General features: G+C 51.2%; 21 protein-coding genes. 11 read left to right on the forward strand and 10 right to left on the reverse strand.

Annotated elements, in window-relative coordinates; all coding sequences use genetic code 11:
* The first annotated feature begins 34 nt into the window (after positions 1–34).
* Together uraA and RHD99_RS05960 are read left to right on the forward strand one after the other, a co-directional pair.
* Positions 35–1,321: a uracil permease gene (gene uraA / locus RHD99_RS05955; protein ID WP_309877918.1), complete on the forward strand. Its 1,287-nt coding sequence runs from the start codon at positions 35–37 to the stop codon at positions 1,319–1,321.
* Between the two features lie 99 nt (positions 1,322–1,420).
* Positions 1,421–2,122 (forward strand): DnaA inactivator Hda, encoded by a 702-nt coding sequence (locus tag RHD99_RS05960; protein WP_221200562.1) that lies wholly within the window; start codon positions 1,421–1,423, stop codon positions 2,120–2,122.
* 138 nt (positions 2,123–2,260) lie between these two features.
* Here the strand turns inward: RHD99_RS05960 and arsC are convergent, their stop codons facing one another.
* Both arsC and bepA read right to left on the reverse strand, forming a co-directional pair.
* Positions 2,261–2,617: an arsenate reductase (glutaredoxin) gene (gene arsC / locus RHD99_RS05965; protein ID WP_309877920.1), complete on the reverse strand. Its 357-nt coding sequence runs from the start codon at positions 2,615–2,617 to the stop codon at positions 2,261–2,263.
* Positions 2,618–2,628: 11 nt separating this feature from the next.
* Positions 2,629–4,092, reverse strand: a complete 1,464-nt coding sequence (bepA, locus tag RHD99_RS05970; protein WP_309877921.1) for a beta-barrel assembly-enhancing protease — start codon at positions 4,090–4,092, stop codon at positions 2,629–2,631.
* Between the two features lie 211 nt (positions 4,093–4,303).
* On the opposite strand from bepA, the gene RHD99_RS05975 reads away from it, so the two are divergent.
* Positions 4,304–5,374: an AI-2E family transporter gene (locus RHD99_RS05975; protein WP_309877922.1), complete on the forward strand. Its 1,071-nt coding sequence runs from the start codon at positions 4,304–4,306 to the stop codon at positions 5,372–5,374.
* 53 nt (positions 5,375–5,427) lie between these two features.
* Here the strand turns inward: RHD99_RS05975 and bcp are convergent, their stop codons facing one another.
* On the reverse strand, positions 5,428–5,898 hold the full coding sequence (bcp, locus tag RHD99_RS05980; RefSeq protein WP_064544511.1) for a thioredoxin-dependent thiol peroxidase: 471 nt from the start codon (positions 5,896–5,898) through the stop codon (positions 5,428–5,430).
* 14 nt (positions 5,899–5,912) lie between these two features.
* The gene (locus RHD99_RS05985) at positions 5,913–6,470 is read right to left on the reverse strand and encodes a glycine cleavage system transcriptional repressor (protein ID WP_221200557.1); all 558 of its coding nucleotides are present in this window, start codon (positions 6,468–6,470) and stop codon (positions 5,913–5,915) included.
* Between the two features lie 145 nt (positions 6,471–6,615).
* Here RHD99_RS05985 and dapA point away from each other — a divergent pair, with 145 nt between their 5' ends.
* The 6 genes from dapA (at position 6,616) to ypfH (ending at position 13,187) form a co-directional block, all read left to right on the forward strand.
* Positions 6,616–7,494 (forward strand): 4-hydroxy-tetrahydrodipicolinate synthase, encoded by an 879-nt coding sequence (gene dapA, locus RHD99_RS05990; protein WP_309877923.1) that lies wholly within the window; start codon positions 6,616–6,618, stop codon positions 7,492–7,494.
* Between the two features lie 16 nt (positions 7,495–7,510).
* Positions 7,511–8,545, forward strand: a complete 1,035-nt coding sequence (gene bamC, locus RHD99_RS05995) for an outer membrane protein assembly factor BamC (protein ID WP_309877925.1) — start codon at positions 7,511–7,513, stop codon at positions 8,543–8,545.
* Positions 8,546–8,652: 107 nt separating this feature from the next.
* Positions 8,653–9,366, forward strand: a complete 714-nt coding sequence (gene purC / locus RHD99_RS06000; protein ID WP_183270161.1) for a phosphoribosylaminoimidazolesuccinocarboxamide synthase — start codon at positions 8,653–8,655, stop codon at positions 9,364–9,366.
* Positions 9,367–9,498: 132 nt separating this feature from the next.
* A complete protein-coding gene (gene ypfJ / locus RHD99_RS06005) occupies positions 9,499–10,374 on the forward strand; it encodes a KPN_02809 family neutral zinc metallopeptidase (RefSeq protein ID WP_270143757.1) in 876 nt (291 codons plus the stop codon).
* A gap of 15 nt (positions 10,375–10,389) precedes the next feature.
* Complete coding sequence (locus RHD99_RS06010; protein WP_374708475.1) at positions 10,390–12,414, forward strand: tRNA(Met) cytidine acetyltransferase TmcA; 2,025 nt, start codon at positions 10,390–10,392, stop codon at positions 12,412–12,414.
* A 74-nt stretch (positions 12,415–12,488) separates the two neighbouring features.
* Positions 12,489–13,187, forward strand: coding sequence for an esterase (ypfH, locus tag RHD99_RS06015; protein ID WP_183270158.1), 699 nt, complete (start codon positions 12,489–12,491; stop codon positions 13,185–13,187).
* A 53-nt stretch (positions 13,188–13,240) separates the two neighbouring features.
* Here ypfH and RHD99_RS06020 read toward each other — a convergent pair whose 3' ends face one another.
* From RHD99_RS06020 to RHD99_RS06030, 3 genes are read right to left on the reverse strand one after another with little or no spacing between them, the layout of a single operon-like run.
* On the reverse strand, positions 13,241–13,432 hold the full coding sequence (locus RHD99_RS06020) for a YpfN family protein (protein ID WP_183270157.1): 192 nt from the start codon (positions 13,430–13,432) through the stop codon (positions 13,241–13,243).
* 28 nt (positions 13,433–13,460) lie between these two features.
* Complete coding sequence (gene dapE, locus RHD99_RS06025) at positions 13,461–14,588, reverse strand: succinyl-diaminopimelate desuccinylase (RefSeq protein WP_309877928.1); 1,128 nt, start codon at positions 14,586–14,588, stop codon at positions 13,461–13,463.
* A gap of 4 nt (positions 14,589–14,592) precedes the next feature.
* Positions 14,593–14,949 (reverse strand): ArsC family reductase, encoded by a 357-nt coding sequence (locus RHD99_RS06030; protein ID WP_309877929.1) that lies wholly within the window; start codon positions 14,947–14,949, stop codon positions 14,593–14,595.
* A 409-nt stretch (positions 14,950–15,358) separates the two neighbouring features.
* On the opposite strand from RHD99_RS06030, the gene ypfM reads away from it, so the two are divergent.
* A complete protein-coding gene (gene ypfM / locus RHD99_RS06035; RefSeq protein WP_154159664.1) occupies positions 15,359–15,418 on the forward strand; it encodes a protein YpfM in 60 nt (19 codons plus the stop codon).
* An 86-nt stretch (positions 15,419–15,504) separates the two neighbouring features.
* Here the strand turns inward: ypfM and acrD are convergent, their stop codons facing one another.
* The 3 genes from acrD to narQ all read right to left on the reverse strand — a co-directional run bounded on the left by acrD (position 15,505) and on the right by narQ (position 21,164).
* Positions 15,505–18,621, reverse strand: coding sequence for a multidrug efflux RND transporter permease AcrD (gene acrD / locus RHD99_RS06040; RefSeq protein ID WP_309877930.1), 3,117 nt, complete (start codon positions 18,619–18,621; stop codon positions 15,505–15,507).
* A gap of 150 nt (positions 18,622–18,771) precedes the next feature.
* Complete coding sequence (gene narP / locus RHD99_RS06045) at positions 18,772–19,416, reverse strand: nitrate/nitrite response regulator protein NarP (RefSeq protein WP_309877931.1); 645 nt, start codon at positions 19,414–19,416, stop codon at positions 18,772–18,774.
* A 32-nt stretch (positions 19,417–19,448) separates the two neighbouring features.
* The gene (narQ, locus tag RHD99_RS06050) at positions 19,449–21,164 is read right to left on the reverse strand and encodes a nitrate/nitrite two-component system sensor histidine kinase NarQ (protein WP_309877932.1); all 1,716 of its coding nucleotides are present in this window, start codon (positions 21,162–21,164) and stop codon (positions 19,449–19,451) included.
* A 326-nt stretch (positions 21,165–21,490) separates the two neighbouring features.
* Here narQ and aegA point away from each other — a divergent pair, with 326 nt between their 5' ends.
* Positions 21,491–23,488 (forward strand): formate-dependent uric acid utilization protein AegA, encoded by a 1,998-nt coding sequence (gene aegA / locus RHD99_RS06055; RefSeq protein WP_309877934.1) that lies wholly within the window; start codon positions 21,491–21,493, stop codon positions 23,486–23,488.
* Positions 23,489–23,501 lie beyond the last annotated feature (13 nt).

Genomic DNA, 23,501 nt, shown 5'->3' on the forward strand with positions numbered 1-23,501 from the left:
ACACAACAACAACAGACAGACAAAGGAAACGACTATGACACGCCGCGCCATCGGGGTTCACGAAAGACCACCCCTGCTGCAAACGATACCGTTAAGTTTACAGCACCTGTTTGCTATGTTTGGTGCCACCGTTCTGGTGCCAATCTTGTTCCACATTAACCCGGCGACGGTGCTGCTCTTTAACGGAATCGGAACGCTGCTGTATCTCTTTATCTGTAAAGGTAAAATCCCGGCTTATCTGGGTTCAAGCTTTGCATTTATTTCACCCGTGCTGCTGCTTTTACCACTGGGTTATGAAGTGGCGCTGGGCGGTTTTATCATGTGTGGCGTGTTGTTCTGTATCGTCGCGCTGATTGTGAAAAAAGCCGGTACCGGTTGGCTGGATGTGATGTTCCCTCCAGCAGCAATGGGGGCAATTGTAGCGGTAATCGGTCTGGAGCTCGCGGGCGTGGCGGCGAATATGGCGGGTTTACTGCCAGCTGATGGCACATCACCCGATTCAAAAACCATCATCATCTCGCTGGTTACCCTTGCGGTAACGATTTTCGGTTCAGTGTTGTTCCGTGGCTTCCTGGCCATTATCCCGATTCTTATCGGTGTGCTGGCGGGTTATGCGCTGTCCTTTGCCATGGGCGTGGTTGATGTGACGCCAATTGTTGAAGCACATTGGTTCGCGCTGCCAACCTTCTACACCCCACGTTTTGAGTGGTTCGCCATCTTCACCATTCTGCCTGCGGCACTGGTGGTCATTGCTGAACACGTCGGTCACCTGGTGGTGACAGCAAATATTGTGAAGAAAGATTTGATTCGCGACCCCGGTCTGCATCGTTCGATGTTCGCCAACGGCATTTCGACTATTTTCTCTGGTTTCTTTGGCTCTACACCGAACACTACTTACGGCGAGAACATCGGCGTAATGGCGATTACCCGCGTTTATTCTACCTGGGTGATTGGTGGTGCTGCGATTCTGGCAATTCTGCTTTCTTGTGTCGGCAAACTGGCTGCAGCGATTCAAATTATCCCGGTTCCGGTCATCGGCGGTGTTTCGCTACTGCTATACGGCGTAATTGGTGCATCGGGTATTCGCGTGCTGATTGAATCAAAAGTCGATTACAACAAAACGCAAAACCTGATCCTGACATCTGTAATTCTGATCATCGGCGTGAGTGGCGCGAAAGTGCACATTGGCGCAGCTGAACTGAAAGGGATGGCGCTGGCGACAATCGTCGGTGTTGGCCTGAGCTTAATCTTCAAATTGATCAGTATTCTGCGCCCGGAAGAAGTGGTGCTGGATGCTGAAGAAAGCGACGTAAAACCGTAGTTTTGCCTCAAACCGGGCGGTCTGTTCGCCCGGTTCTCCTGATCTTCAATTCTGTGATAAACTCTCTGCGTTTTTCTGCCTGTTATGGTTGAGGTAATTCTGAATACGCCGGCACAGCTATCACTGCCACTCTATTTGCCTGACGATGAAACTTTTGCAAGTTTCTGGCCGGGTGATAACCCTTCTTTACTTGCTGCACTCCAGTCCGTGCTCCGTCAGGATCACAGCGGCTATATCTATTTTTGGTCGCGAGAAGGAGGAGGGCGCAGCCACTTGCTGCATGCCGCCTGTGCGGAACTGTCGCAACGAGGCGAAGCTGTCGGCTACGTGCCTCTTGATAAACGTACCTGGTTTGTTCCGGAAGTGCTCGACGGTATGGAGCAGCTTTCGCTGGTGTGTATCGATAATATTGAGTGTGTTGCGGGTGACGAATTGTGGGAGATGGCGATTTTTAATCTCTATAACCGCATTCTGGAATCAGGAAAAACGCGCCTGCTAATTACGGGTGACAGGCCTCCGCGCCAGCTTAATCTGCAATTACCCGATCTTGCATCGCGCCTTGATTGGGGGCAAATCTACAAGCTACAACCGCTTTCCGATGACGATAAACTTCAGGCATTACAGCTGCGCTCACGACTGCGTGGGTTTGAGTTGCCAGAAGACGTGGGGCGTTTTCTGCTCAAACGTTTGGATAGAGAAATGCGCACGCTGTTTATGACGCTCGATCAGCTTGATCTGGCTTCTATTACCGCGCAGCGTAAGCTGACGATCCCGTTTGTGAAAGAGATTCTCGGGCTTTAAAACCCCCCTCATCCCAGCCTTCTCCCTGAGGGAGAAGGATAAACCTGGACGGTCCCTCTCTGCTGAGCGTGAAGGATAAACCCGGACTATCCCCTCTCCTGGGGGAGAGGGTTAGGGTGAGGGCGCTAAATCGCAAAGTTACAAAATTTCCAGCACTGACTCCGGCGGGCGACCCATTCGTGCTTGCCCATTCGCCAGGACAATCGGGCGTTCAATCAGTTTTGGATTATCGACCATTGCCTGAATCAATTGCTCTTCGCTAAGCATGGCATCCGCCAGATTTAACTCCTTGTACAAATCCTCTTTCTGACGCATCAGTTCGCGTGCGCTGGAAAAACCTAACTTTTCCAGCAAAGATTTCAGTGTGTTAGCATCTGGCGGAGTTTCCAGATACAAAACCACTTCGGGCTCTACGCCATTTGCTTTCAGCAGGCTTAACGTTTCACGGCTCTTTGAGCAGCGCGGATTATGATAAATAGAAACGGCAGTCGACATCGTAACTCCTGTTACATCTTAGAATACTGAAGGTAGCGTCTTTGTAATTCGCGGAACTGATCGATTCTCGCGTCATAACGAGCTTGTTGCAAACTACCCAACTTAACCTGAGAGCTTGCGCCGCTGAGCAGCGTAATCGCTTGATCAAGTCTTCCCACAAGCGCCATAACCTCAGCACGAGCAGCGAGCTCTTGATCGCGATGGCCCAACGCGGCTTCGGCCTGTGCTAACAAGTCCCAGGCGTTGCTGTCATCGGGATGGGCAAAAGTGTAGCGATTAAGGATCTCTGCTGCCTGCTTTGGCTGTCCGGCCTGCACATAAGCATTGGCAAGGTTCAGCTGCAACACCGGGTTTTGTTTTAAATCAGGTGCGTTCTTCAGGCGATTAATCGCATCCGCGGTTTTCTTCTGCCCAAGGTCAATATCGGTCGCTAAATCGAGATACCACTCGTTACCAGGCTGCGCTGCGAGCAGTGGCTGTAACAGCTTGCGTGCTTCATCCCATTTATCTGTTCCCATCGCCTGAAGCGCTCGGCCATAAGTTGCGGCATGCTGTTCACGGATGTTGCCCTTTGACCAGCTATCCAATAAATCATTGGTCAGCTGATTACGGCCTGAGTTGTACATCCCCAGCGTACGGGCTTTTGCCATGTAAAAATCTTCAGAAGATTGCACCACCACTGACCGCATTTGGTTGGCACGGTTACGCGCATCCGACAAACGGCTTTCGGGTAATGGGTGGGTAAGGAGAATTTCCGGTGGGCGCGAAGAATAACGAGACTGGTCGAGTAGTTTCTCAAGGAAGGTCGGCATCGCTTGCGGATCAAAGCCAGAGCGCTGCAACACTTGAATACCGATGCGGTCAGCTTCCTGCTCGTTCTGCTGTGTAAAGCTGATCATGCCTTGCTGCGTCCCAGCAAGCGTACCGCTGAGCGCCGCCATACCCGCTTGTGGGCTGGCCATCGCCAGTAAAATAGAGCCTAACGCACCAACCCAAGTCAGAGGGGCGTTCTTTTTCTGATCTTCCATCGCACGCGCAAGGTGACGCTGCGTGACGTGAGAGATTTCGTGCGCCATAACCGATGCGAGCTGGCTTTCGTTATCTGCATAACGGAACAGCGCTGAGTGCAACACGACATTACCGCCAAAGAAGGCAAAGGCGTTGATTTCGTCGTTGTTAATCAGAAAGAAGTGAAAGGGCGTCTTAACGGAATCAGCATGGTTAACCAGACGCATGCCAAGTTTGTTAATGTATTGCACCAGCAAAGGATCATTGATTAATGGGGCGCTGCCTCGCAGTTGACGAACATAATAATCGCCCATCTGCAATTCCTGGCCGATTGACAGCGTGCTTGAGGCGGTTGTTCCCATATCTGGCAGTTGATCGGTCACATCAGCAAACGCTGGTGTAGCCGGACCCGCAAGCAAAGCTGCCATCAAAGTTGCAACCAGTGATTTTTTCAACTGCCTGAACATACATCCTGTCCTGTTTAATCAAAGTTAATCTTCGACAAGTATTACCTGATTTTGTTCGCATACCACGATGAACTGTAACCTGGCGCACGGCTAAGAACTATCTTATCTGCGCCAATTTTAAACCGCCATTGAACGGCATTAAAAAGCGAAGTCTTTATTGTGACATTTAGATACAATCTCTCCTCGCATAAAGCTGTCAGGGAAGGGATGTATGCTCGAGATGTTGTTGCAGTGGTATCGACGACGGTTTAGCGACCCGGAAGCTATCGCGCTGCTGGTTATTCTGGTTGCTGGATTTGTCATTCTGTTCTTCTTCCACGGGCTGTTAGCGCCTTTGTTAGTGGCGATTGTACTGGCTTATTTGCTGGAGTGGCCAACGGCGCGGCTTCAGCGTTTGGGGTGTTCGCGTACCTGGGCGTCGACGATGGTGCTGGTGTTGTTTGTCGGCATTTTGTTGTTGATGGTATTAGTGGTGGCTCCTGTCGCCTGGCAGCAGGGGATTTACCTGATTCGTGACATGCCGGGGATGCTTAATAAACTCTCTGATTATGCCGCAACGCTGCCAAGACGTTATCCGGCACTGGTTGATGCTGGCATTATTGATGCCATCGCTGAGAATATGCGTGGGCGGATGATGGGCATGGGCGATCAGGTGGTGAAGTACTCACTCGCCTCGTTAGTGGGCCTTTTAACGTTGGCCATTTACCTGATTTTAGTCCCGCTAATGGTGTTCTTCCTGGTCAAAGATAAAGAACAGATGTTGAATGCTGTGCGCCGCGTTTTACCCCGAAATCGTGGGCTTGCCGGGCAAGTGTGGCTGGAGATGAACCAGCAGATTACTAATTACATCCGTGGCAAAGTGTTGGAAATGCTGGTCGTGGGTGTGGCGACGTATATCGGCTTTGCGATTTTTGGCCTGAACTACTCGCTACTGTTGGCGGTGTTGGTCGGACTATCGGTGCTGATTCCGTACATTGGCGCGTTTGTGGTCACCATTCCGGTGGTGTGCGTTGCGTTATTCCAGTTTGGCATCGGTCCGGAATTTTGGACGCTGTTTGCCGTCTACTTAATTATTCAGGCGCTGGATGGCAACCTGCTGGTACCGGTGCTATTTTCCGAGGCGGTTAACCTGCATCCGTTAGTCATTATCCTGTCGGTGGTGATTTTTGGCGGGCTGTGGGGATTCTGGGGGGTGTTCTTTGCCATCCCGCTTGCCACGCTGATTAAAGCGGTGGTGCATGCCTGGCCAGATACTCTGCTAATAGACGACAAGCCGAACTAGAGACAGCAAAAAGCCGACATTACGTCGGCTTTTTTAATATTGTTATTGCTTAATTAAGCGTTTTCTTTCAGCCAGTTAACCACGATATCGTGATGATTGCTGGTTTTGAAATCATCAAACACTTTCTCGACTTTCCCTTCACCATCTAGCAGGAAGCTAATGCGGTGGATGCCATCGTAAGTTTTACCCATAAACGATTTCTCGCCCCACACCCCGAATTGTTCACAGACCTGATGGTCTTCATCAGAAAGCAGGGTGAAGTTAAGTAACTCTTTTTCGGCAAAACGTGAAAGTTTCTCCGGTTTGTCGGTGCTAATACCCAGCACTTCCACACCTTTCTTTTTCAACTCATCCATGTTGTCACGCAAACCGCACGCTTGTACGGTACAGCCTGGTGTCATCGCTTTAGGATAGAAATAAACCAGAACGCGCTGTCCCTGGAAGTCGGTTAAATTTATTTGCTCGCCGTCTTGATCGGGCAAGCTAAATTTCGGTGCGATGTCACCGGCTTTCAGTGGGCTCATTACAACTCTCCGTCTTAATCATCTTGCTGTGGATAATTCACAACGTTAATACTGCCCTGTGCTTTGAGTTCTGTACAGAGGGCCTTGAACGCATCTTCGATCCTGCTCGCATCTTCAGAGGCGGGACTGTGCGCCGTAATTTGAATATACAGCTGTGGAGGCTGGCCATCCTGAGCGGGTTGAGTGCGAGAACTCAGTTCGGCAATATTCATATGGTGAACATCAAACAGGTTAGTGAAGCGTTCGATTAAGTGAGGGGAATCGGTCACTTCGACTTGCACCCAGACTGTCGCGGGCATCGCCGGGCGCTCTTGTGCGGCCGTTCGCTTCATGACAATGAGCAAATCCAGCTCGGCCCCCTTTAGAGGCAGGGTCGATTCAATCAGGGTAATCGCATTCCAACTGCCCGACAGCAGCATAATAAACGTGAACTCTTCACCGAGCATAGCAAGGCGACTGTCTTCAATATTACAGCCGCAACTGCTCACATGACGGGTGATGGTATTAACAATACCAGGTCTATCCGCCCCAAGGGCCGTAATGACCAAATAATGGTGTGGTGAGGGAGTCAAACGTATTCTTCCTGTGAATCGGTGAGATATCATAAGGAAAGCATAAAAAAAACTTGCGTACAACCGTGTAGCGTCACCTGGTGACTTGCTTTTGATCCTGCACCAAACGTACCATTGAGACACTTGTAAGCACAGAGGATGGCCAATGTTCACTGGAAGTATTGTCGCGCTTGTGACGCCGATGGATGAGAAAGGTAATGTCTGCCGATCAAGCCTGAAAAAACTGATTGATTACCATGTTGCCAGCGGGACTTCGGCGATTGTTTCGGTAGGGACTACCGGTGAGTCTGCTACGTTGAGCCATGACGAGCACGGTGATGTGGTACTGATGACGCTGGAACTGGCCGATGGCCGTATTCCGGTTATCGCAGGGACTGGCGCCAATGCCACCTCTGAAGCTATTTCCCTGACTAAGCGTTTTGAAAATAGCGGTGTCGTGGGTTGCCTGACGGTAACACCTTACTACAACCGCCCCACTCAGGAAGGGCTGTACCAGCACTTTACCGCTATCGCGGGAAGCACCGACCTGCCGCAGATGCTGTACAATGTACCTTCTCGTACCGGTTGTGACATGCTGCCTGAAACCGTAGGCCGCCTGGCGAAAATTAAAAATATTATTGGTATCAAAGAAGCCACCGGGAACTTAACCCGAGTAAACCAGATCAAAGAGCTGGTTGAAGATGACTTCATCCTGGTTAGCGGTGACGATGCGAGTGCGCTGGATTTCATGCAATTGGGTGGCCACGGTGTGATTTCTGTGACGGCAAACGTAGCCGCGCGTGAAATGGCAGAAGTGTGTAAACTGGCCGCCAATGGGCAATTTGCGCAAGCGCGCGTTATTAACGAACGTTTGATGCCGCTGCACAATAAATTATTTGTTGAACCCAACCCTATCCCGGTCAAATGGGCATGCAGGGAGTTGGGACTTGTGGCAACCGATACCTTACGCCTGCCAATGACACCGCTGACTGAAGCCAGTCGTCCGGTGATTATTAGCGCGCTCAAGCATGCCGGTTTGCTGTAGAGTTTAGGGAGATTTGATGGCTTACTCAGTACAGAAGTCGATGGTGGCGAAAGTTGCAGTGGTGACGCTCGCCATGCTGTTGGCAGCATGCAGCACTGACCAGCGTTACAAGCGCCAGGTTAGCGGTGACGAATCCTATCTGGATGCAGCACCCCTCGCGGAAATCCACTCACCAGCGGGGATGATCCTGCCGGTGCAGAATGGTCAATATAATGTTCCGGTCACCAACGGCAGCGGCGCAGTAGGCAAAGAGCTGGATATCCGTCCGCCTGCTCAACCTCTGGCATTGGTCAGTGGTGCGCGTACTCAGTTTACTGGGGATACCGCCACACTGATGGTCGAAAATTCGCGTAGTTCTACGCTGTGGCCACAAGTTGTCAGTGTTCTTCAGGCAAAAAACTACGGCATTGATAAACGTGATGACGCGAGCCAGACTCTGTCCACTGAGTGGGTAGAATGGAACCGTGCTGATGAAGATCAACAGTACCGTGGGCGCTATCAAGTCAGTGTGAAACCGCAGGGCTATCAACAAGCCGTGGTGGTTAAACTGCTGAATCTGGAACAGGCTGGTAAGCCGGTTTCTGACGCTGCCTCCTTACAGCGTTATAGCGCAGAAATGCTGAACAGCATCAGTGCAGGTCTGGATAAAACTCAGACCGACCAACAGAACGCGAAAGACAGCCGCGCAGCGACACAACTTGATGTTCAAAGTGCCGCTGACGACACTGGCTTACCAATGCTGGTGGTGCGTGGTCCGTACAACGTTGTCTGGGGCCGTTTACCTGCAACGCTTGAGAAAGTCGGTATGAAAGTCACTGACTCCACGCGTTCAACCGGTAGCATGGCTGTGACCTACAAACCATTGTCTGATAGCGAATGGCAAGCGTTAGGGGCGAAAGACCCGGGTCTGTCCAGTGGCGACTATAAACTGCAAGTGGGCGACCTCGATAACCGCAGCAGTCTGCAGTTCATCGATCCAAAAGGTCACACGCTGACGCAGTCCCAGAACGACGCCCTGGTCGCTGCATTCCAGTCGGCTTTCAGCAAGTAAGTTTTAGAGGCCAGAGCAATCTGGCCTTTTTTCTGATAGGCTACGCAAACGTGTGCGTAGCCACAAATAGCGGAATTTTTAGTTAAATCACACCTGGAGTAAGAAAGATGCAAAAGCAAGCTGAGTTGTATCGTGGCAAAGCGAAGACCGTATACAGCACGGAAAACCCGGATCTGTTGGTGCTCGAATTCCGCAATGATACGTCAGCAGGGGACGGTGCACGCATCGAACAGTTCGACCGCAAAGGCATGGTGAACAATAAGTTTAACCATTTCATTATGGCCAAACTGGAAGAAGCTGGCATTCCTACTCAAATGGAAGCACTGCTCTCCGACAACGAAGTGCTGGTGAAGAAACTCGATATGGTGCCGGTTGAGTGTGTTATCCGCAACCGTGCGGCGGGTTCGTTGGTTAAACGCCTTGGCATCGAAGAAGGCATTGAACTGAATCCACCGCTGTTTGATTTGTTCCTGAAAAATGATGAGATGCATGACCCGATGGTCAATGAATCTTATTGTGAAACTTTTGGCTGGGTGAGCAAAGAGAATCTGGCTCGTATGCGTGAGCTGAGCTACAAAGCTAACGATGTGCTGAGCAAGCTGTTTGATGACGCGGGTCTGATCCTTGTCGATTTCAAGCTGGAGTTCGGTTTGTTCAAGGGCGAAGTTGTACTGGGTGATGAGTTTTCCCCTGACGGTAGCCGCCTGTGGGACAAAGCAACGCTCAACAAGATGGACAAAGACCGTTTCCGCCAAAGCCTGGGAGGACTCATTGAAGCCTATGAAGAAGTTGCCCATCGTCTTGGTGTTAAATTAGACTAAATTCCCGCGCAATTCTTTTTAAAGCCGGATGTGTTTACACATTCGGCTTTTTCACGTCTTGTTTCTTATGGTAATCCTGCAATTAACCACCTACGATCTACCTATTACAAGTTGTGAATTTTGAGGTTGATTATGCGCTGGCAAGGTCGTCGCGAAAGCGACAATGTAGAAGACAGAAGAAGTAACTCTTCAGGTCCTGGCTTAGGTGGAGGCGGTGGTGGGTTCCGTTTACCTGGCGGTAAAGGCGGGATCATCATTCTAATTGTCGTCGTCGTAGCGGGTTATTACGGCGTCGATCTGACTTCAATGCTGACCGGCGAGCCACCCGTTCACCAGCAATCCACTCAGCGATCCATTAGCCCGAATGATGATGAAGCCGCTAAATTTACCTCGGTGATTCTGGCAACAACAGAAGATACCTGGGGGCAGATTTTCCAGAAGATGGGCCGGACATATCAGCAGCCAAAACTGGTGATGTATCGTGGGGCGACACGAACAGGGTGCGGCACCGGTCAGTCTGTAATGGGGCCGTTCTACTGCCCGGCTGACAGCACGGTGTATATCGATCTCTCTTTCTACGATGAAATGAAAAGCAAACTGGGCGCAGAGGGTGATTTCGCTCAGGGATATGTCATCGCTCATGAAGTGGGACATCACGTGCAGAAGTTATTGGGGATCGAGCCGAAAGTCCGTCAACTCCAGCAAGGTGCAAGCCAGGCTGAAGGAAATCGTCTATCGGTAAAAATGGAATTACAGGCAGACTGCTTTGCGGGCGTCTGGGGCAACAGCATGCAGAAACAAGAGGTGCTGGATGTCGGAGATTTACAAGAAGCGCTGAATGCTGCTGAAGCGATTGGCGACGATCGTCTGCAACAACAAGGGCAAGGACGTGTGGTTCCTGACAGCTTTACCCACGGGACTTCCGAACAGCGTTACACCTGGTTCAAACGTGGTTTTGATAGCGGTGACCCTGCTCAGTGCAATACCTTTGGTAACACTGTCAAATAACGAGATGTGACAAGGATTAACGCCATGGAACAGCTTAGGCAAGCCACCGCCAGTATGGCTGATGCGGGTATTCGCCGCATGATGATACTGGCCGGTGAGAGCGCCTGGTGCAGCCAGCAGGTTCAGTCTCTCGCCCGGCTATTGCCCGGCGACTGGCTTTGGGTGGGTGCCGCACCCGAATTGCCGCTTCACTGTGCAACCTCAGCGATGCGTACTTTGCTGGGGCGTGAGTTTCAGCATGCCGTATTTGACGCAAGAAACGGGCTGGATGCCGAAGCGCTGGCGGCTCTGGCCGGTACACTCAAAGCCGGAAGCTGGCTAGTGCTGCTTGCGCCTGCATGGGACACCTGGCCGCAACAGCCCGATTCCGACTCGGGTCGCTGGAGCGAGCAGTCTGAAGCTATTCCCACACCTCACTTTATCACTCACCTGCAACACTGCATCCGCGCTGATAGCGAGTGTGTGCTCTGGCAACAGCATCAGCCGCTGCAACTCCCTGATTTTCCCCAGCGCATGCAGTGGCATATGGCTAGCGGCGCACCTTTCGATGAACAGGCTGCTATTCTTGATGCCCTTCTCTCAATGCCAGAAGGGGTTGCGGCAGTTACTGCGCCAAGAGGGCGAGGGAAATCTGCCCTGGCGGGTATGCTACTGTGCCGGATCGCGGGTACGGGACTGGTGACTGCACCCGCCAAAGCGGCAACGGATGTGCTCGCAGATCATGCCGGAGATTATTTCAATTTCGTCGCTCCCGATGCGCTGCTTACCAACCCTGAGGCATATCGGGCTGACTGGCTAATCATTGATGAAGCGGCTGCTATTCCGGCGCCTCAGTTGCGCAGATTAATCTCCCATTTCCCTCGTGTGTTGCTGACCACCACGGTTCAGGGCTACGAAGGAACCGGAAGGGGGTTTATCCTCAAGTTCTGTGCAAGTCTCAACACATTGACGCGCTATACCCTGTCTACGCCAATCCGTTGGGCGATCAATGATCCTCTGGAAAAGTTAATCGACACTGTTTTGCTGTTTGATGAACCAGATATCACAGCCGTAGCGCAAGGCGCGATTACTCTTCAGGTCATTGAACGCACTCACGAAGCACAACCTTCGCCTCAGCTACAGCAAATGTATCGCTTGCTGTCAGGTGCGCACTACCGTACTTCACCGTTGGACTGGCGTCGGATGCTGGATGCCCCAGGTCAGCATTTCATTGCCGCTAACTGCGGGGCAGAAACGATAGGTGCCAGCTGGTTGGTGGAAGAGGGCGGGCTGAGTGAAAATCTGAGCCGCGCGGTGTGGGCAGGATTCCGCCGTCCGCGCGGTAATTTAGTAGCACAATCGCTGGCGGCACATGGTGGCAGTCCCTTAGCCGCAACGCTTAAAGGTTTACGCGTCAGCCGCATTGCGGTGCATCCGTTGCGCCAGCGTCAGCAAATCGGCCAGCAAATCATTGCCAGAGTGAAAACTCATGCACAGCAGACGGCTGATTACCTTTCAGTAAGTTTTGGTTTTACCGACGAACTTTGGCGTTTTTGGGAAAGTTGTGGCTTCGTACTGGTACGCGTGGGTAGCCATCGTGAGGCCAGTAGCGGGTGCTATACCGCGATGGCGTTACTGCCGCTCACACCGCCTGGGGAAGCGCTCACTCTTCATGAACAATCTCGATTGCAGCGCGATATTGTCTGGCTACAACCATGGATTGACCAACCATTGCCTGTTTTAGGCTGTGAAGACGCTAAGCTAAACAGTGATGACTGGCTGGAGCTGGCAGGTTTTGCATTTGGGCATCGCCCGCTGGAAGCCTGTTTAGGTTCCCTGAATCGCTTACTACTCACCAGCGATCTGCCGCTGAATGCACTGCGCGGGCGCGTGCAACAGCACCTGAGTGTAGAAACAGTTTGCCAACAGTGGCACATTTCCGGGCGTAAAGCGCTTCTGAACGTCATGCGCCAGGAAGCCCAGAAGGCACTGGAAAAATGCGATGAGCAGCAGTGCATTGCGCTGAAAAGCGCGATTATGCAATTGCAATTTTTCCACTAAGTCGTTCAGTCAAATGGCATGGTCATCATGGGGTGTCAGCGTATAGTTAACGCCAGAAACGTAAGGAGAAAACCATGAAACACGACCACTTTGTTGTTCAGAGTCCCGCCACACCGGCAAAACAACTCTTGCTGTTCTTTCATGGTGTTGGCGATAACCCCGTCGCAATGGGTGAAATTGGTAGCTGGTTTGCGCCACATTTTCCTGATGCACTGGTGGTCAGCATCGGTGGCCCGGCACCCAGCGGCCCGTATCAAGGTCGGGAGTGGTTTTCTGTTGCTGGGGTGACGGAAGATAATCGGCAGCAGCGAGTCGATGCCATCATGCCAACGTTTATCGACGTGGTGCGTTACTGGCAGAAACACAGCGGTGTCGCGGCTAATGCCACTGCACTGATTGGCTTCTCGCAAGGGGCGATTATGGCGCTTGAAGGTGTGAAAGCTGAGCCGCAGTTAGCCTCGCGCGTGATTGCCTTTAATGGTCGCTACGCAAAGCTTCCAGAAAGCGCATCAACGTCAACCACTATCCATTTGATTCATGGTGATGTTGACGGGGTGATTGACGTGAAGCACGCCTTTGATGCTTCGGAAACGTTAACGCAACTCGGTGGGGATGTGACGCTGGATGTGATTGACGATTTAGGCCATGCCATCGATGACCGCAGCATCAAGATTGCGTTGGATCATCTGCGCTACACCGTGCCAAAGCACTATTTCGATGAAGCACTAAGCGGCGGCAAACCCAACGACAAGGGTATCGTCGAATTTATGTGAGACATAAAATGGCGCATTAAAAAAGCCACTCTCGGGAGTGGCTTTTTGCATAATTATGGCTTTTTCTTCGGGAAATCGTCTTCGTCATCCCACTTATGGTTGAAATCACGATGTGGGGGAAGATCGGGTTTGTTCGCCATATATTTTTTCGGATCGATGCGTTTCAAATCCTTAATAACATTCAGGAAAATACCCAGCAGCAGTACCAGTACAATAATCCACCAGTAGTGTGATAGCCATTCCATATGCTTAACCTCTTAGTTATCGCAGCTGTCAGGCGACAAGCTGCTCCATAATGCGTTGATACATACGTGCAAGAAGTTGCAGGTCTGCGGCGTTAACACACTCATTAATTTTATGAATGGTCGCGTTCACTGGCCCCAGTTCCACGACTTGCGCCCCCATACGAGCGATAAAGCGCCCATCGGACGTGCCACCCGTGGTCAACAGTTGCGGTCTAATTTCATTATAGTGCTCAACGGCATTCACCACCGCATCGACCAGCTTTCCGCGTGAGGTCAGGAACGGTTGGCCCGACAGCCACCAGTCGAGTGTATAGCGCAGTTGATGCTTATCGAGCAGAGCTATCACGCGCTGTTTAATATCGTTGTCAGTCAGTTCGGTGCTGAAACGGAAGTTAAATTGCACATATAAATCGCCAGGAATGACATTGTTGCTGCCCGTTCCTGCCTGAACGTTTGCAATCTGCATACTGGTCGCAGGGAAAAACTCGTTCCCTTTGTCCCACTCAATAGATACCAGCTCGTTCAGCATCGGAGCTGCGCGGTGCACTGGGTTATCGGCCAGATGCGGATAGGCAACGTGGCCCTGCACACCGTGCACGGTGAGATTGCAGGTCAACGAACCACGGCGACCATTTTTCACCACGTCGCCGACCACTTCAGTACTGGACGGCTCGCCGACCAGGCAATAATCAAGGCGTTCATTACGCGCCATCAACGTTTCGACCACTTTCACCGTGCCATTTTTGGCACTGGCTTCTTCATCAGAAGTGATGAGAAACGCGAGGCGGCCTTTGTGACGCGGGTTCTGTGCAACAAAACGTTCTGCCGCAACCACCATGGCTGCCAGAGAACCTTTCATATCAGCGGCACCACGGCCAAACAGCATGCCATCGCGGATAGTGGGTTCAAACGGTGGGTTAATCCAGCGGTCGGCATCGCCTGAAGGCACGACGTCGGTATGGCCAGCAAACGCCAGCGTTTCGCCTTTTCCTCTCCATGCCCAGAAATTTTGTGTGTCGCCAAAATCCATGTGCTCAATAGTAAAACCAATGGCACGCAGTCGCTCAATCATCAGCGCCTGGCAACCCGCGTCGTCTGGGCTCAGGGAAGGGCGGCGGATAAGCTGTTGCGTCAGCTCAATAACCGGGCAAGACATAGGACTATACCTCGTTGATAAACATCTTATAGTTCGATTCATTGAAACCCAGCAGCATAGGCTGACCGGGCGCGTAGAGCAATGGGCGTTTGATGATTGCAGGCATTGAAAGCATCAGCTCCGCCGCAGTCTGCGCGTCAGTAATGCTCGCACGATGGGCCTCGTCGAGTTTACGCCATGTTGTTCCACGGGTATTAAGCAGTGCTTCCCAACCTAACGCTACGATAAAACTATTCAATAATTCGGCATCCAGACCGTCGACGCGATAATCATGAAATTGATAATCCACACCTTGAGCTTCAAGCCAACGGCGTGCTTTCTTGATGGTGTCGCAATTTTTAATACCGTAGAGAATTATCACGGAGTCAATCCTTTTTTTAAATGTGATTACTTATGCAGATATTTAGAATAATTAAAATGATAAAAAAGTCGCAAGGAAAAATATAGCCTAATTGCTAGTCTGAAAGTTAGGTAATAGCGTTTTTTTCCAGGGTGATTGCTTTATAGCCAAGAGAAGTTACACCATTTCTGAACTCTTGATTGCTGCGACAAGTCAGATTTTTCGTGGCTTACAGAGTAAAATCCGAAAAGAGGCGATTCATATTGTTTCACGTGCGTCGTCACATTTTAAATTACCTGCTGAGCTGATAATTCATGCAATACGCAGTCGACTCTCAATATTAGTTGAAAGCCAGTGAATCGATAAAATTTGGTCGCTTCACTCCAGGGAAGGGATTACGTATAATAAAGCAATTATAAGAGAGGCGGTTATGATCGAACACGAAGTAGGAAACTGGAAAGATTTCATCGAAGATATGCTTCGTAAATGAAATAAACAGCAAGAACATGATGTTCTTATTCTCAATACTCTTTGAGCCATACAAAAAGCGACCCAGTCAGGTCGCTTTTTTGTTGCTTATTTTTCAGCATGTTCTTTAAGCGGGAAACGTCGTCGCACCAGCACGAAGAACAATGGCACGAAGAATATTGCCAGCACCGTGGCTGAAATCATTCCGCCCATTACCCCTGTTCCCACCGCATGCTGGCTACCGGAGCCTGCGCCGCTGCTGGTGGCCATCGGTAACACGCCAAAGATAAATGCCAGTGACGTCATGAGTATCGGGCGTAATCGCTGGCGGCAGGCATCAAGCGTTGCAGCAACCAGTTCGCGGCCCTGAGCATTCATATCGTTGGCAAACTCAACAATCAGAATGGCGTTTTTGGCCGAAAGCCCAATAACCGTCAACAGCCCCACCTGGAAATAAACATCGTTTTCAAGGCCTCGCATCCACGTGGCTAATAGCGCTCCAATCACCCCAAGCGGCACCACTAACATCACCGAGAACGGCACAGACCAGCTTTCATACAGGGCCGCCAGACACAAGAACACGACTAATAACGAGATAGCGTAGAGTGCTGGCGCCTGGGTCCCAGAAATCCGCTCCTGATAAGACATTCCCGTCCACTCAAGGCCAAAACCAGACGGGAGCTTCTCCACCAGCGTTTCCATGATTTGCATTGCGGTGCCAGTACTGACGCCCGGGGCTGCTTCACCCACGATTTCCAGTGACGAATAACCGTTATAGCGTTCAAGACGTGGCGAGCCGGTTTCCCAATGTGAACTGGCAAATGCTGAGAAGGGCACCATACCGCCGTCTTTATTGCGCACATACCACTGGTTAATGTCATCCGGCAGCATGCGATATTCCGCTCCCGCCTGGACATAAACTTTTTTGACGCGTCCGCGATCCATAAAGTCGTTCACGTAACTTGAGCCCCAGGCCGTTTGCAACGTGTTATTGATATCGTCAATGGTTACACCCAACGCCTGGGCTTTACGCTGATCGATATCGATCTGCATTTGTGGGCTGTCATCCAGACCGTTATGGCGAACGCGGGTCAACAATTTATCGTTGCCTGCCATTTCGAGCAGCCGATCGCGAGCCTGCATGAGCGCATTGTGACCAGCACCTGCGTGATCTTGTAATTCCATATCAAAGCCTGCAGCGTTACCTAAACCGCTGATGGCAGGTGGGCTGCTGGCGATAATGCGGGCTTCTTTGATGTCACGGAAGGCTTTAGTCGCCCGTTCGATAATCGCAAATGAACTGGCCGTTTTCGGGTCACGCAAATCCCAGTCTTTCAGACGCACGAACATACGAGCGACGTTTTGCCCGTTTCCGCCAGGCCCGGCACCAATAGTTGAGAACACCGAGAGTACGTTATCTTTCTCTTTCGTCAGATAATATTGCTCGATCTTCTCAACCACTTTGGTGGTTTGTTGCTGCGTAGAACCACTCGGTAACTGTATGGATGTGGTAAATACACCCTGATCTTCTAACGGCAGGAAGGAGGTGGGTAAGCGCAGGAACAGGAAAACCATGCCGCCAATCAGCAGCACGTAAATCAGAATCCAACGCAGACTGTGCGCCAGAATTTTTCCAACTCGAGTCTCATAGCGTTCCGCATTGCGATTAAACATGCGGTTGAACCAACCGAAGAAACCTTTCTGACCGTGGTGTTCACCTTTATGCAAAGGCTTGAGTAGTGTGGCGCATAGGGCGGGGGTCAGGATCATCGCGACCAAAACCGACAACACCATGGCGGAAACGATAGTTATCGAGAACTGGCGGTAAATGGCGCCGGTTGTACCGCCAAAGAAAGCCATGGGCACGAAGACCGCAGAGAGCACCATCGCAATCCCGACCAGCGCCCCCTGAATTTGCCCCATCGATTTTCGCGTCGCTTCTTTGGGCGATAGCCCTTCCTCGCTCATGATGCGCTCGACGTTTTCCACCACCACGATGGCATCATCCACCAACAGGCCGATGGCCAAAACCATGGCAAACATCGTTAGCGTGTTGATGCTGTAACCAAACGCGTAGAGCACCGAGAAGGTGCCTAACAACACCACCGGTACGGCGATAGTTGGAATTAATGTCGCTCTGAAATTCTGTAAGAACAGATACATCACGAGGAACACCAACAGAATGGCTTCCAGCAGTGTTTGCACCACATCTTTAATCGAGGCTTTCACAAACGGCGTGGTTTCATACGCGATTTTCGCTTCCAGACCGTGAGGGAAAAATTCCGACAGTTCTTCAATTTTGGCGCGGGCGAGTTTATCGGTTTCCATCTCGTTTGCGCCGGACGCAAGCTTAATCCCCAGTCCGGATGCAGGTTGGCCATTAAAGCGGCTCAGGAAATCATATTTCTCCGCACCGAGTTCGACGTCAGCAACATCGCCGAGTGACACAAGCGAGCCATCCTGATTAACGCGCAGCGTAATATCTTTAAATTGTTGCGGAGTTTGCAGTAACGACTGGGAGTTAATCGTCGCGTTGAGCGCCTGCATGTCAACCGAAGGTGTGCCGCCAAGTTGCCCCACGGCAATTTGCGCATTTTGCGATTTAATCGCATCGACCACATCTTCCGTGGTCATCTGGTAACTGGTGAGTTTGGTCGGGTTTAGCCAGATACGCATTGAATATTGCGAGCCGTAAGCATCCACGTCACCGACGCCGTTAAGACGACTGATCGGGTCCTGAATATTACTGGCGACATAATCCGAGATATCTTGTTTATCCATGCTGCCATCGGTGGACACGAAGGCGACCATCAAGATATTGGTATCGCCGGTTTTCCTGACGGTTACACCCTGGGTCTGCACAGCCTGTGGCAATTTACGCAATGCAGACTGCAACTGGTTTTGCACCTGCTGAACGGCTGAATCGGGGTCAGTGCCCGCTTTAAAACTGAGCGTGATGGTGGCCTGGCCTGCACTGCTACTCTGGGAGGACATATACATCATGTTGTCCAGCCCGGTCATATTCTGCTCAATGACCTGCGTAACCGTGTTTTCCAGAGTTTGTGCCGATGCACCAGGATAGTTCGCCGTGATACGCACGTTTGGCGGTGCGAGATCGGGATACTGCTCGACGGGAAGAGAAAAAATGGCGAGCAAACCAGTGAGGCACAAAATAATGGCCAACACCCAGGCAAAAATGGGGCGATTGATAAAGAAATTCGCCATTCAGTCAGGACCTCGTTAGTACTTCAGATTGTGATTATGAGTATCAGTCGTCACTGTAGCCTTTACCGCAGGTCCAAACGTGGAGAAATTGAGGAGATATTGTAAAAAATCTTCGCGCTCTGTAGTGGGAACGGTCAGATGCTGATGAATTTAAAAGCCCCGACTTTCAAGATATAACACAGTTGCAGCGACTCTGGAACGAACCTGAAGTTTACGCAGCAAATTGCGAATATGCACTTTCACGGTCTCTTCAGAAATATGCAGGCCAGAGGCAATTTGTTTATTCGATAACCCACGGGCGACCTCTTGCAGCACGTCTAATTCGCGCTCGGTTAACACCGCGAACGGGTCGTCGCTGTGTTTGTCGGTACTGCGGGTGCGTAAATATTCCGCGACTTGCTCGCTATAGGCTTCGCCCTGTGTTGCTCCACGACGAATATCTTCGAGCAGTACGTCAGGATCGCTATCTTTAAGCAAATATCCGTCGGCGCCTGCATCAATCAGAGTGAAAATATCACTCCGCGAATCAGACACCGTCAGCACCACGATACGCCCGCTTACACCATCACGACGCATGGCGTTCAGCGTATCCAGCCCACTCAAACCTTTCATATTCAGGTCGAGCAAAATAAGGTCAGGTGCCAGGCGATTTGCCAGACTTACGGCTTCTGCGCCGCTACTGGCTTCACCTACCACGCTAAAACTTTCATCCATTTCCAGCAGTTGGCGAATGCCACGGCGCATTAACGGATGATCATCGACGATCAATACCTGACAGACAGTTTTCTCACTCATCACATACCCCAATACATTTCACATTATTATCGTTATAAATTTACGGGAGTTACGTTTGCCGCTTGTTCTGACGGTGGCGAACGAAAATTCAACGTAATTAAAGTCCCACCAGGTTGCGGGCGGGAAATAGTCAGCTCACCACCTAATCGGGCGGCGCGCTCTTGCATGATATTTAATCCGTAATGCCCTTCGGGTTCCGTCAGGCTGGCAATCCCTCTGCCATCATCAAGAATACTCACAGTATGAACCCCTGACTGGGACGTGCTACAGCTTACGGATATTTTATTGGCGTGTGCATGTTTAATCGCGTTTAACACACCTTCGCGAATGATCTGGAGTAAGTGCACCTGCTGCGACGCATCTAAGGCCTGAGTTGGAATCTGACAATCCAGCGTGAGAGTGGCCTGCGTTTGCTTACGTAGCGGGGTGATCATCTCCTGCAATGCAGAAGGTAAATCTGCTTGCTGGAGCGTCAGGCGGAAGGTGGTCAACAACTCGCGCAATTGACGGTAAGCATCGTTCAGCGCCTGGGAGAAGTCATTAATAATGCCTTGTGCGGGCTGGTTCTCCGCCGGGACTGCACGTTTTAGTAACGTGAGTTGTATGCGTAAGAAAGAGAGCACTTGCGCCAGCGAATCATGTAACTCGCGGGCAATAGTCGCACGTTCTTCCATCAACAATAGCTGCTGATAGTGTTTTTGCGCCTGATTAAAATACAGCCCGCGGCCCAGCATATTCGCCAGACTCTGCATTAACGGCAGCGGCGGAACCCCTTGTGGCGCTTGCCAGCGAAGTAAACCTAACTCTTTATCCTCAAGCACAATCGGCAAGGTTTGCCACGTCTGGTTATTATGTTGAACACCGTCTTGTATCTTCCAGTTTTCACCGGTTTTCATTTCGAGATAATTGACCGGCGTTTTCTGGCGCACTTGCTGTAACACACGTTCGAAACAGTGTTGATCAATGGTGCTGACAGTCAGCGCCTGTGAGCAGGCGTACAGGACTTCCAGCGTGCGGTTTGCCTCCTGTAAATCCAGGGTTTTTACCTGCACGCTCTCTTCAAGTGAGCGATAGAGCTTTTGCAACTCGCCAGACATACGGTTGAAGGTTTGCGACAACAATCCCAGTTCGTTTGGCAGTTGCGTATTCAATGGTGGGTAATCGAATTCGCCACGCTCAATGGAGGCACTGGCTACCATCAATTTGTTGAGAGGAGCCACCACCTGATGACGGAAACGGCGTAGCGTGAAAAACACCAGCGTGAAAATGGCAATAAAACCCACTACCGAGGCCATCACAACCTGCATCATTTTACGTTCGGCATAGTGCTGAAGCGCCAGTACAAACAGGTCGATTTGCGCGACATAACCCGCGATGTTGGCACGATACCATTGCAGATCGCCCTGGCGTATATGCTGTTCCATCTCGGCCCAGGCGCTATTAATCACGGCAAAGCGAGCCCGGACCTCTGCAGGCACCCAGAATTTCTCGATTTTAAGCAGGGCAGGTGAGCGCAGGGTCTGGTCATATTGCTCCAGATGTTTGTCAACATGGGTGCGATCGCCCTGCAAATCATACCCCAGGCGATAGCTCTGCATACGCAATGAGCCCGCGACATTTACCGCTTCGGCATCACGTAAACTACTCGCAAGGGTGAGCATCGCAATGCCTGTGGAAAGCAGCGATAACAAAACGATATAAAAAAAGGCGCGGGCCAGGCTCGTGGAAACCGAGCGTTTTACGATCACTGCATATTTACCCGTCGAAATAATTGAGAGCGAAACGTACCAGAAACTGACGACGTCACAAATCCTTGTTGCTTATATTTCGGCATATCTTCCAAAACAATGGTTAGGAATTAACTCGGTAACATCACAAGCATAACTGCTGCATAACAAAACGGGGAAAAACGATGTTTCATTAAAAATGAAAGGAAATTGATCCGTACCAGGTTATTAGCAGATTTCAGGACAAATTGGGCAAATGACCATTGCCAGTTTAAACATCGCCAGGTAATAACATACCCCCATAAAAAATAAGCCTCCGGTTTGTAATAACGGACAAAGGGGTAGTGATGAATCGTTTTGTTCTTGCCAATGCACAGCTTTGTATTGGATGCCATGCCTGCGAAGTGGCTTGTGTGATGTCCCACAATGACGAAAAGCATGTTCTGACCCGTCAAAAATTCCAGCCGCGCATCGCCGTGATTAAGCATGATGGCCGACGTAACGCCGTCACTTGTCGGCACTGTGAAGTTGCTCCCTGCGCCAGCAGTTGCCCAAATGACGCTATTTCACGTGTCCGAGACAGTGTGCAGGTCAACCAGCAGAAATGTATTGGCTGTAAATCCTGCGTCGTGGCCTGTCCGTTTGGTGCCATGCAGGTCATTACGGTTCCGCTCAATGACGGGCGCTCGGTTAAGGCCAATGCTCATAAATGCGATTTGTGTCAGCATCGCGAAAATGGCCCCGCATGTGTGGAAAATTGTCCCAGCAAAGCACTGAAATTAATCAGCAGTGAGACACTTGCCACATTGGCAAAGAACCGACGTTTGCGCTCAGCGGCAATGGAATCTCAGCCGTGGCACAGCACTGCGCAGCAAAGTGTGCAACAGCTGTCAGCGGGTGGCGAATTATCGAAAGTGAACAAAATGCGGGTAACTCCAGCGCGGCAGGAGCCGGATAAAATTGAGCTGGATTTGCGTAAAACAGGTTTTGACGAAATCTATCGTACGTTTGATAAAACCCAGGTGGAAAGCCAGGCTGACCGCTGCCTGAAATGCGGCGAGCACAGTATTTGTGAATGGACTTGCCCGCTGCACAACCACATTCCGCAGTGGATTGAACTGGTCAAAGAAGGGCGCATTCTCGAGGCGGTTGAACTGTCACATCAGACAAACTGCTTGCCGGAAGTGACCGGGCGCGTCTGCCCGCAAGATCGTCTATGCGAAAGTGCCTGCACCCTGAAAGATGAATATGGTGCTGTCACCATCGGGAATATTGAACGCTATATTTCCGACAACGCTTTTGCCCGCGGTTGGACGCCTGATCTCTCATACGTCAAACCGACAAACCGTCGTGTAGCCGTGATTGGCGCAGGGCCAGCCGGGCTTGCCTGTGCGGATATTCTGGCGCGAAACGGCGTTCAGGCAACGGTGTTTGACCGCCATCCTGAAATTGGTGGGCTGCTGACGTTTGGGATCCCGGCGTTCAAACTGGATAAATCGTTATTGAGCCGTCGTCGTGAGATTTTCAGCGCGATGGGGATTGAATTTAAACTCAACACCGAAGTGGGCCGTGATATCTCCCTGCAACAGGTGCTGGCAGAGTTTGATGCGGTATTTGTTGGCGTTGGCACGTATCGCTCAATGAAAGCTGGGCTGCCAAACGAAGACGCGCCGGGGGTTTACGACGCGCTGCCGTTCCTGATTGCGAACACCAAACAGGTGATGGGGTTACCTGAATTGCCTGAAGAACCGTATATCAATATGGCAGGTAAGAAGGTGGTGGTCCTCGGTGGTGGCGATACGGCAATGGATTGTGTCCGCACCTCTTTACGCCATGGAGCGCAGCAGGTGACTTGCGCCTATCGTCGGGACGAAACCAACATGCCAGGCTCCAAAAAAGAGGTCAAAAATGCCAGAGAAGAAGGGGCATTGTTTGAGTTCAACGTGCAGCCGCTGAACATTGAGCTGGATGACAATGGCCGAGTGGTCGGGATCCGTATGCTGCGCACGCAAATGGGTGAGCCTGACGAGCAGGGCCGCCGTCGCCCGGAACCGATTGAAGGCTCCGAATTTGTCATGCCAGCCGATGCGGTGATTATGGCGTTTGGCTTCCATCCGCATGGCATGCCGTGGCTGGAAGAACAAAACGTGAAACTCGATAGCTGGGGGCGCATTGTTGCGAGCGTTGAAGATAAATTGCGCTATCAGACCACCAACCCAAAAATCTTCGCCGGTGGTGATGCGGTGCGTGGCGCAGACCTGGTCGTGACCGCGATGGCGGAAGGTCGCCACGCTGCTGCGGGGATCATGGAGTATCTGGCTGTCCCTCCTCAGCGCCTGAATTAATGGCTAAATTCAC

This window comes from Buttiauxella selenatireducens (assembly GCF_031432975.1).
Taxonomy (GTDB): Bacteria; Pseudomonadota; Gammaproteobacteria; order Enterobacterales; family Enterobacteriaceae; genus Buttiauxella; species Buttiauxella selenatireducens.

Excerpts from the sequence above, each read along its gene's own strand:
- bepA (WP_309877921.1), bottom strand. The coding sequence starts at position 4,092 with ATGTTCAGGCAGTTGAAAAAATCACTGGTTGCAACTTTGATGGCAGCT.
- dapA (WP_309877923.1), top strand. The coding sequence starts at position 6,616 with ATGTTCACTGGAAGTATTGTCGCGCTTGTGACGCCGATGGATGAGAAA.
- ypfH (WP_183270158.1), top strand. The coding sequence starts at position 12,489 with ATGAAACACGACCACTTTGTTGTTCAGAGTCCCGCCACACCGGCAAAA.
- bamC (WP_309877925.1), top strand. The coding sequence starts at position 7,511 with ATGGCTTACTCAGTACAGAAGTCGATGGTGGCGAAAGTTGCAGTGGTG.
- arsC (WP_309877920.1), bottom strand. The coding sequence starts at position 2,617 with ATGTCGACTGCCGTTTCTATTTATCATAATCCGCGCTGCTCAAAGAGC.
- bcp (WP_064544511.1), bottom strand. The coding sequence starts at position 5,898 with ATGAGCCCACTGAAAGCCGGTGACATCGCACCGAAATTTAGCTTGCCC.
- RHD99_RS05975 (WP_309877922.1), top strand. The coding sequence starts at position 4,304 with ATGCTCGAGATGTTGTTGCAGTGGTATCGACGACGGTTTAGCGACCCG.
- RHD99_RS06020 (WP_183270157.1), bottom strand. The coding sequence starts at position 13,432 with ATGGAATGGCTATCACACTACTGGTGGATTATTGTACTGGTACTGCTG.
- narP (WP_309877931.1), bottom strand. The coding sequence starts at position 19,416 with ATGAGTGAGAAAACTGTCTGTCAGGTATTGATCGTCGATGATCATCCG.
- uraA (WP_309877918.1), top strand. The coding sequence starts at position 35 with ATGACACGCCGCGCCATCGGGGTTCACGAAAGACCACCCCTGCTGCAA.
- purC (WP_183270161.1), top strand. The coding sequence starts at position 8,653 with ATGCAAAAGCAAGCTGAGTTGTATCGTGGCAAAGCGAAGACCGTATAC.
- aegA (WP_309877934.1), top strand. The coding sequence starts at position 21,491 with ATGAATCGTTTTGTTCTTGCCAATGCACAGCTTTGTATTGGATGCCAT.
- ypfJ (WP_270143757.1), top strand. The coding sequence starts at position 9,499 with ATGCGCTGGCAAGGTCGTCGCGAAAGCGACAATGTAGAAGACAGAAGA.
- dapE (WP_309877928.1), bottom strand. The coding sequence starts at position 14,588 with ATGTCTTGCCCGGTTATTGAGCTGACGCAACAGCTTATCCGCCGCCCT.
- acrD (WP_309877930.1), bottom strand. The coding sequence starts at position 18,621 with ATGGCGAATTTCTTTATCAATCGCCCCATTTTTGCCTGGGTGTTGGCC.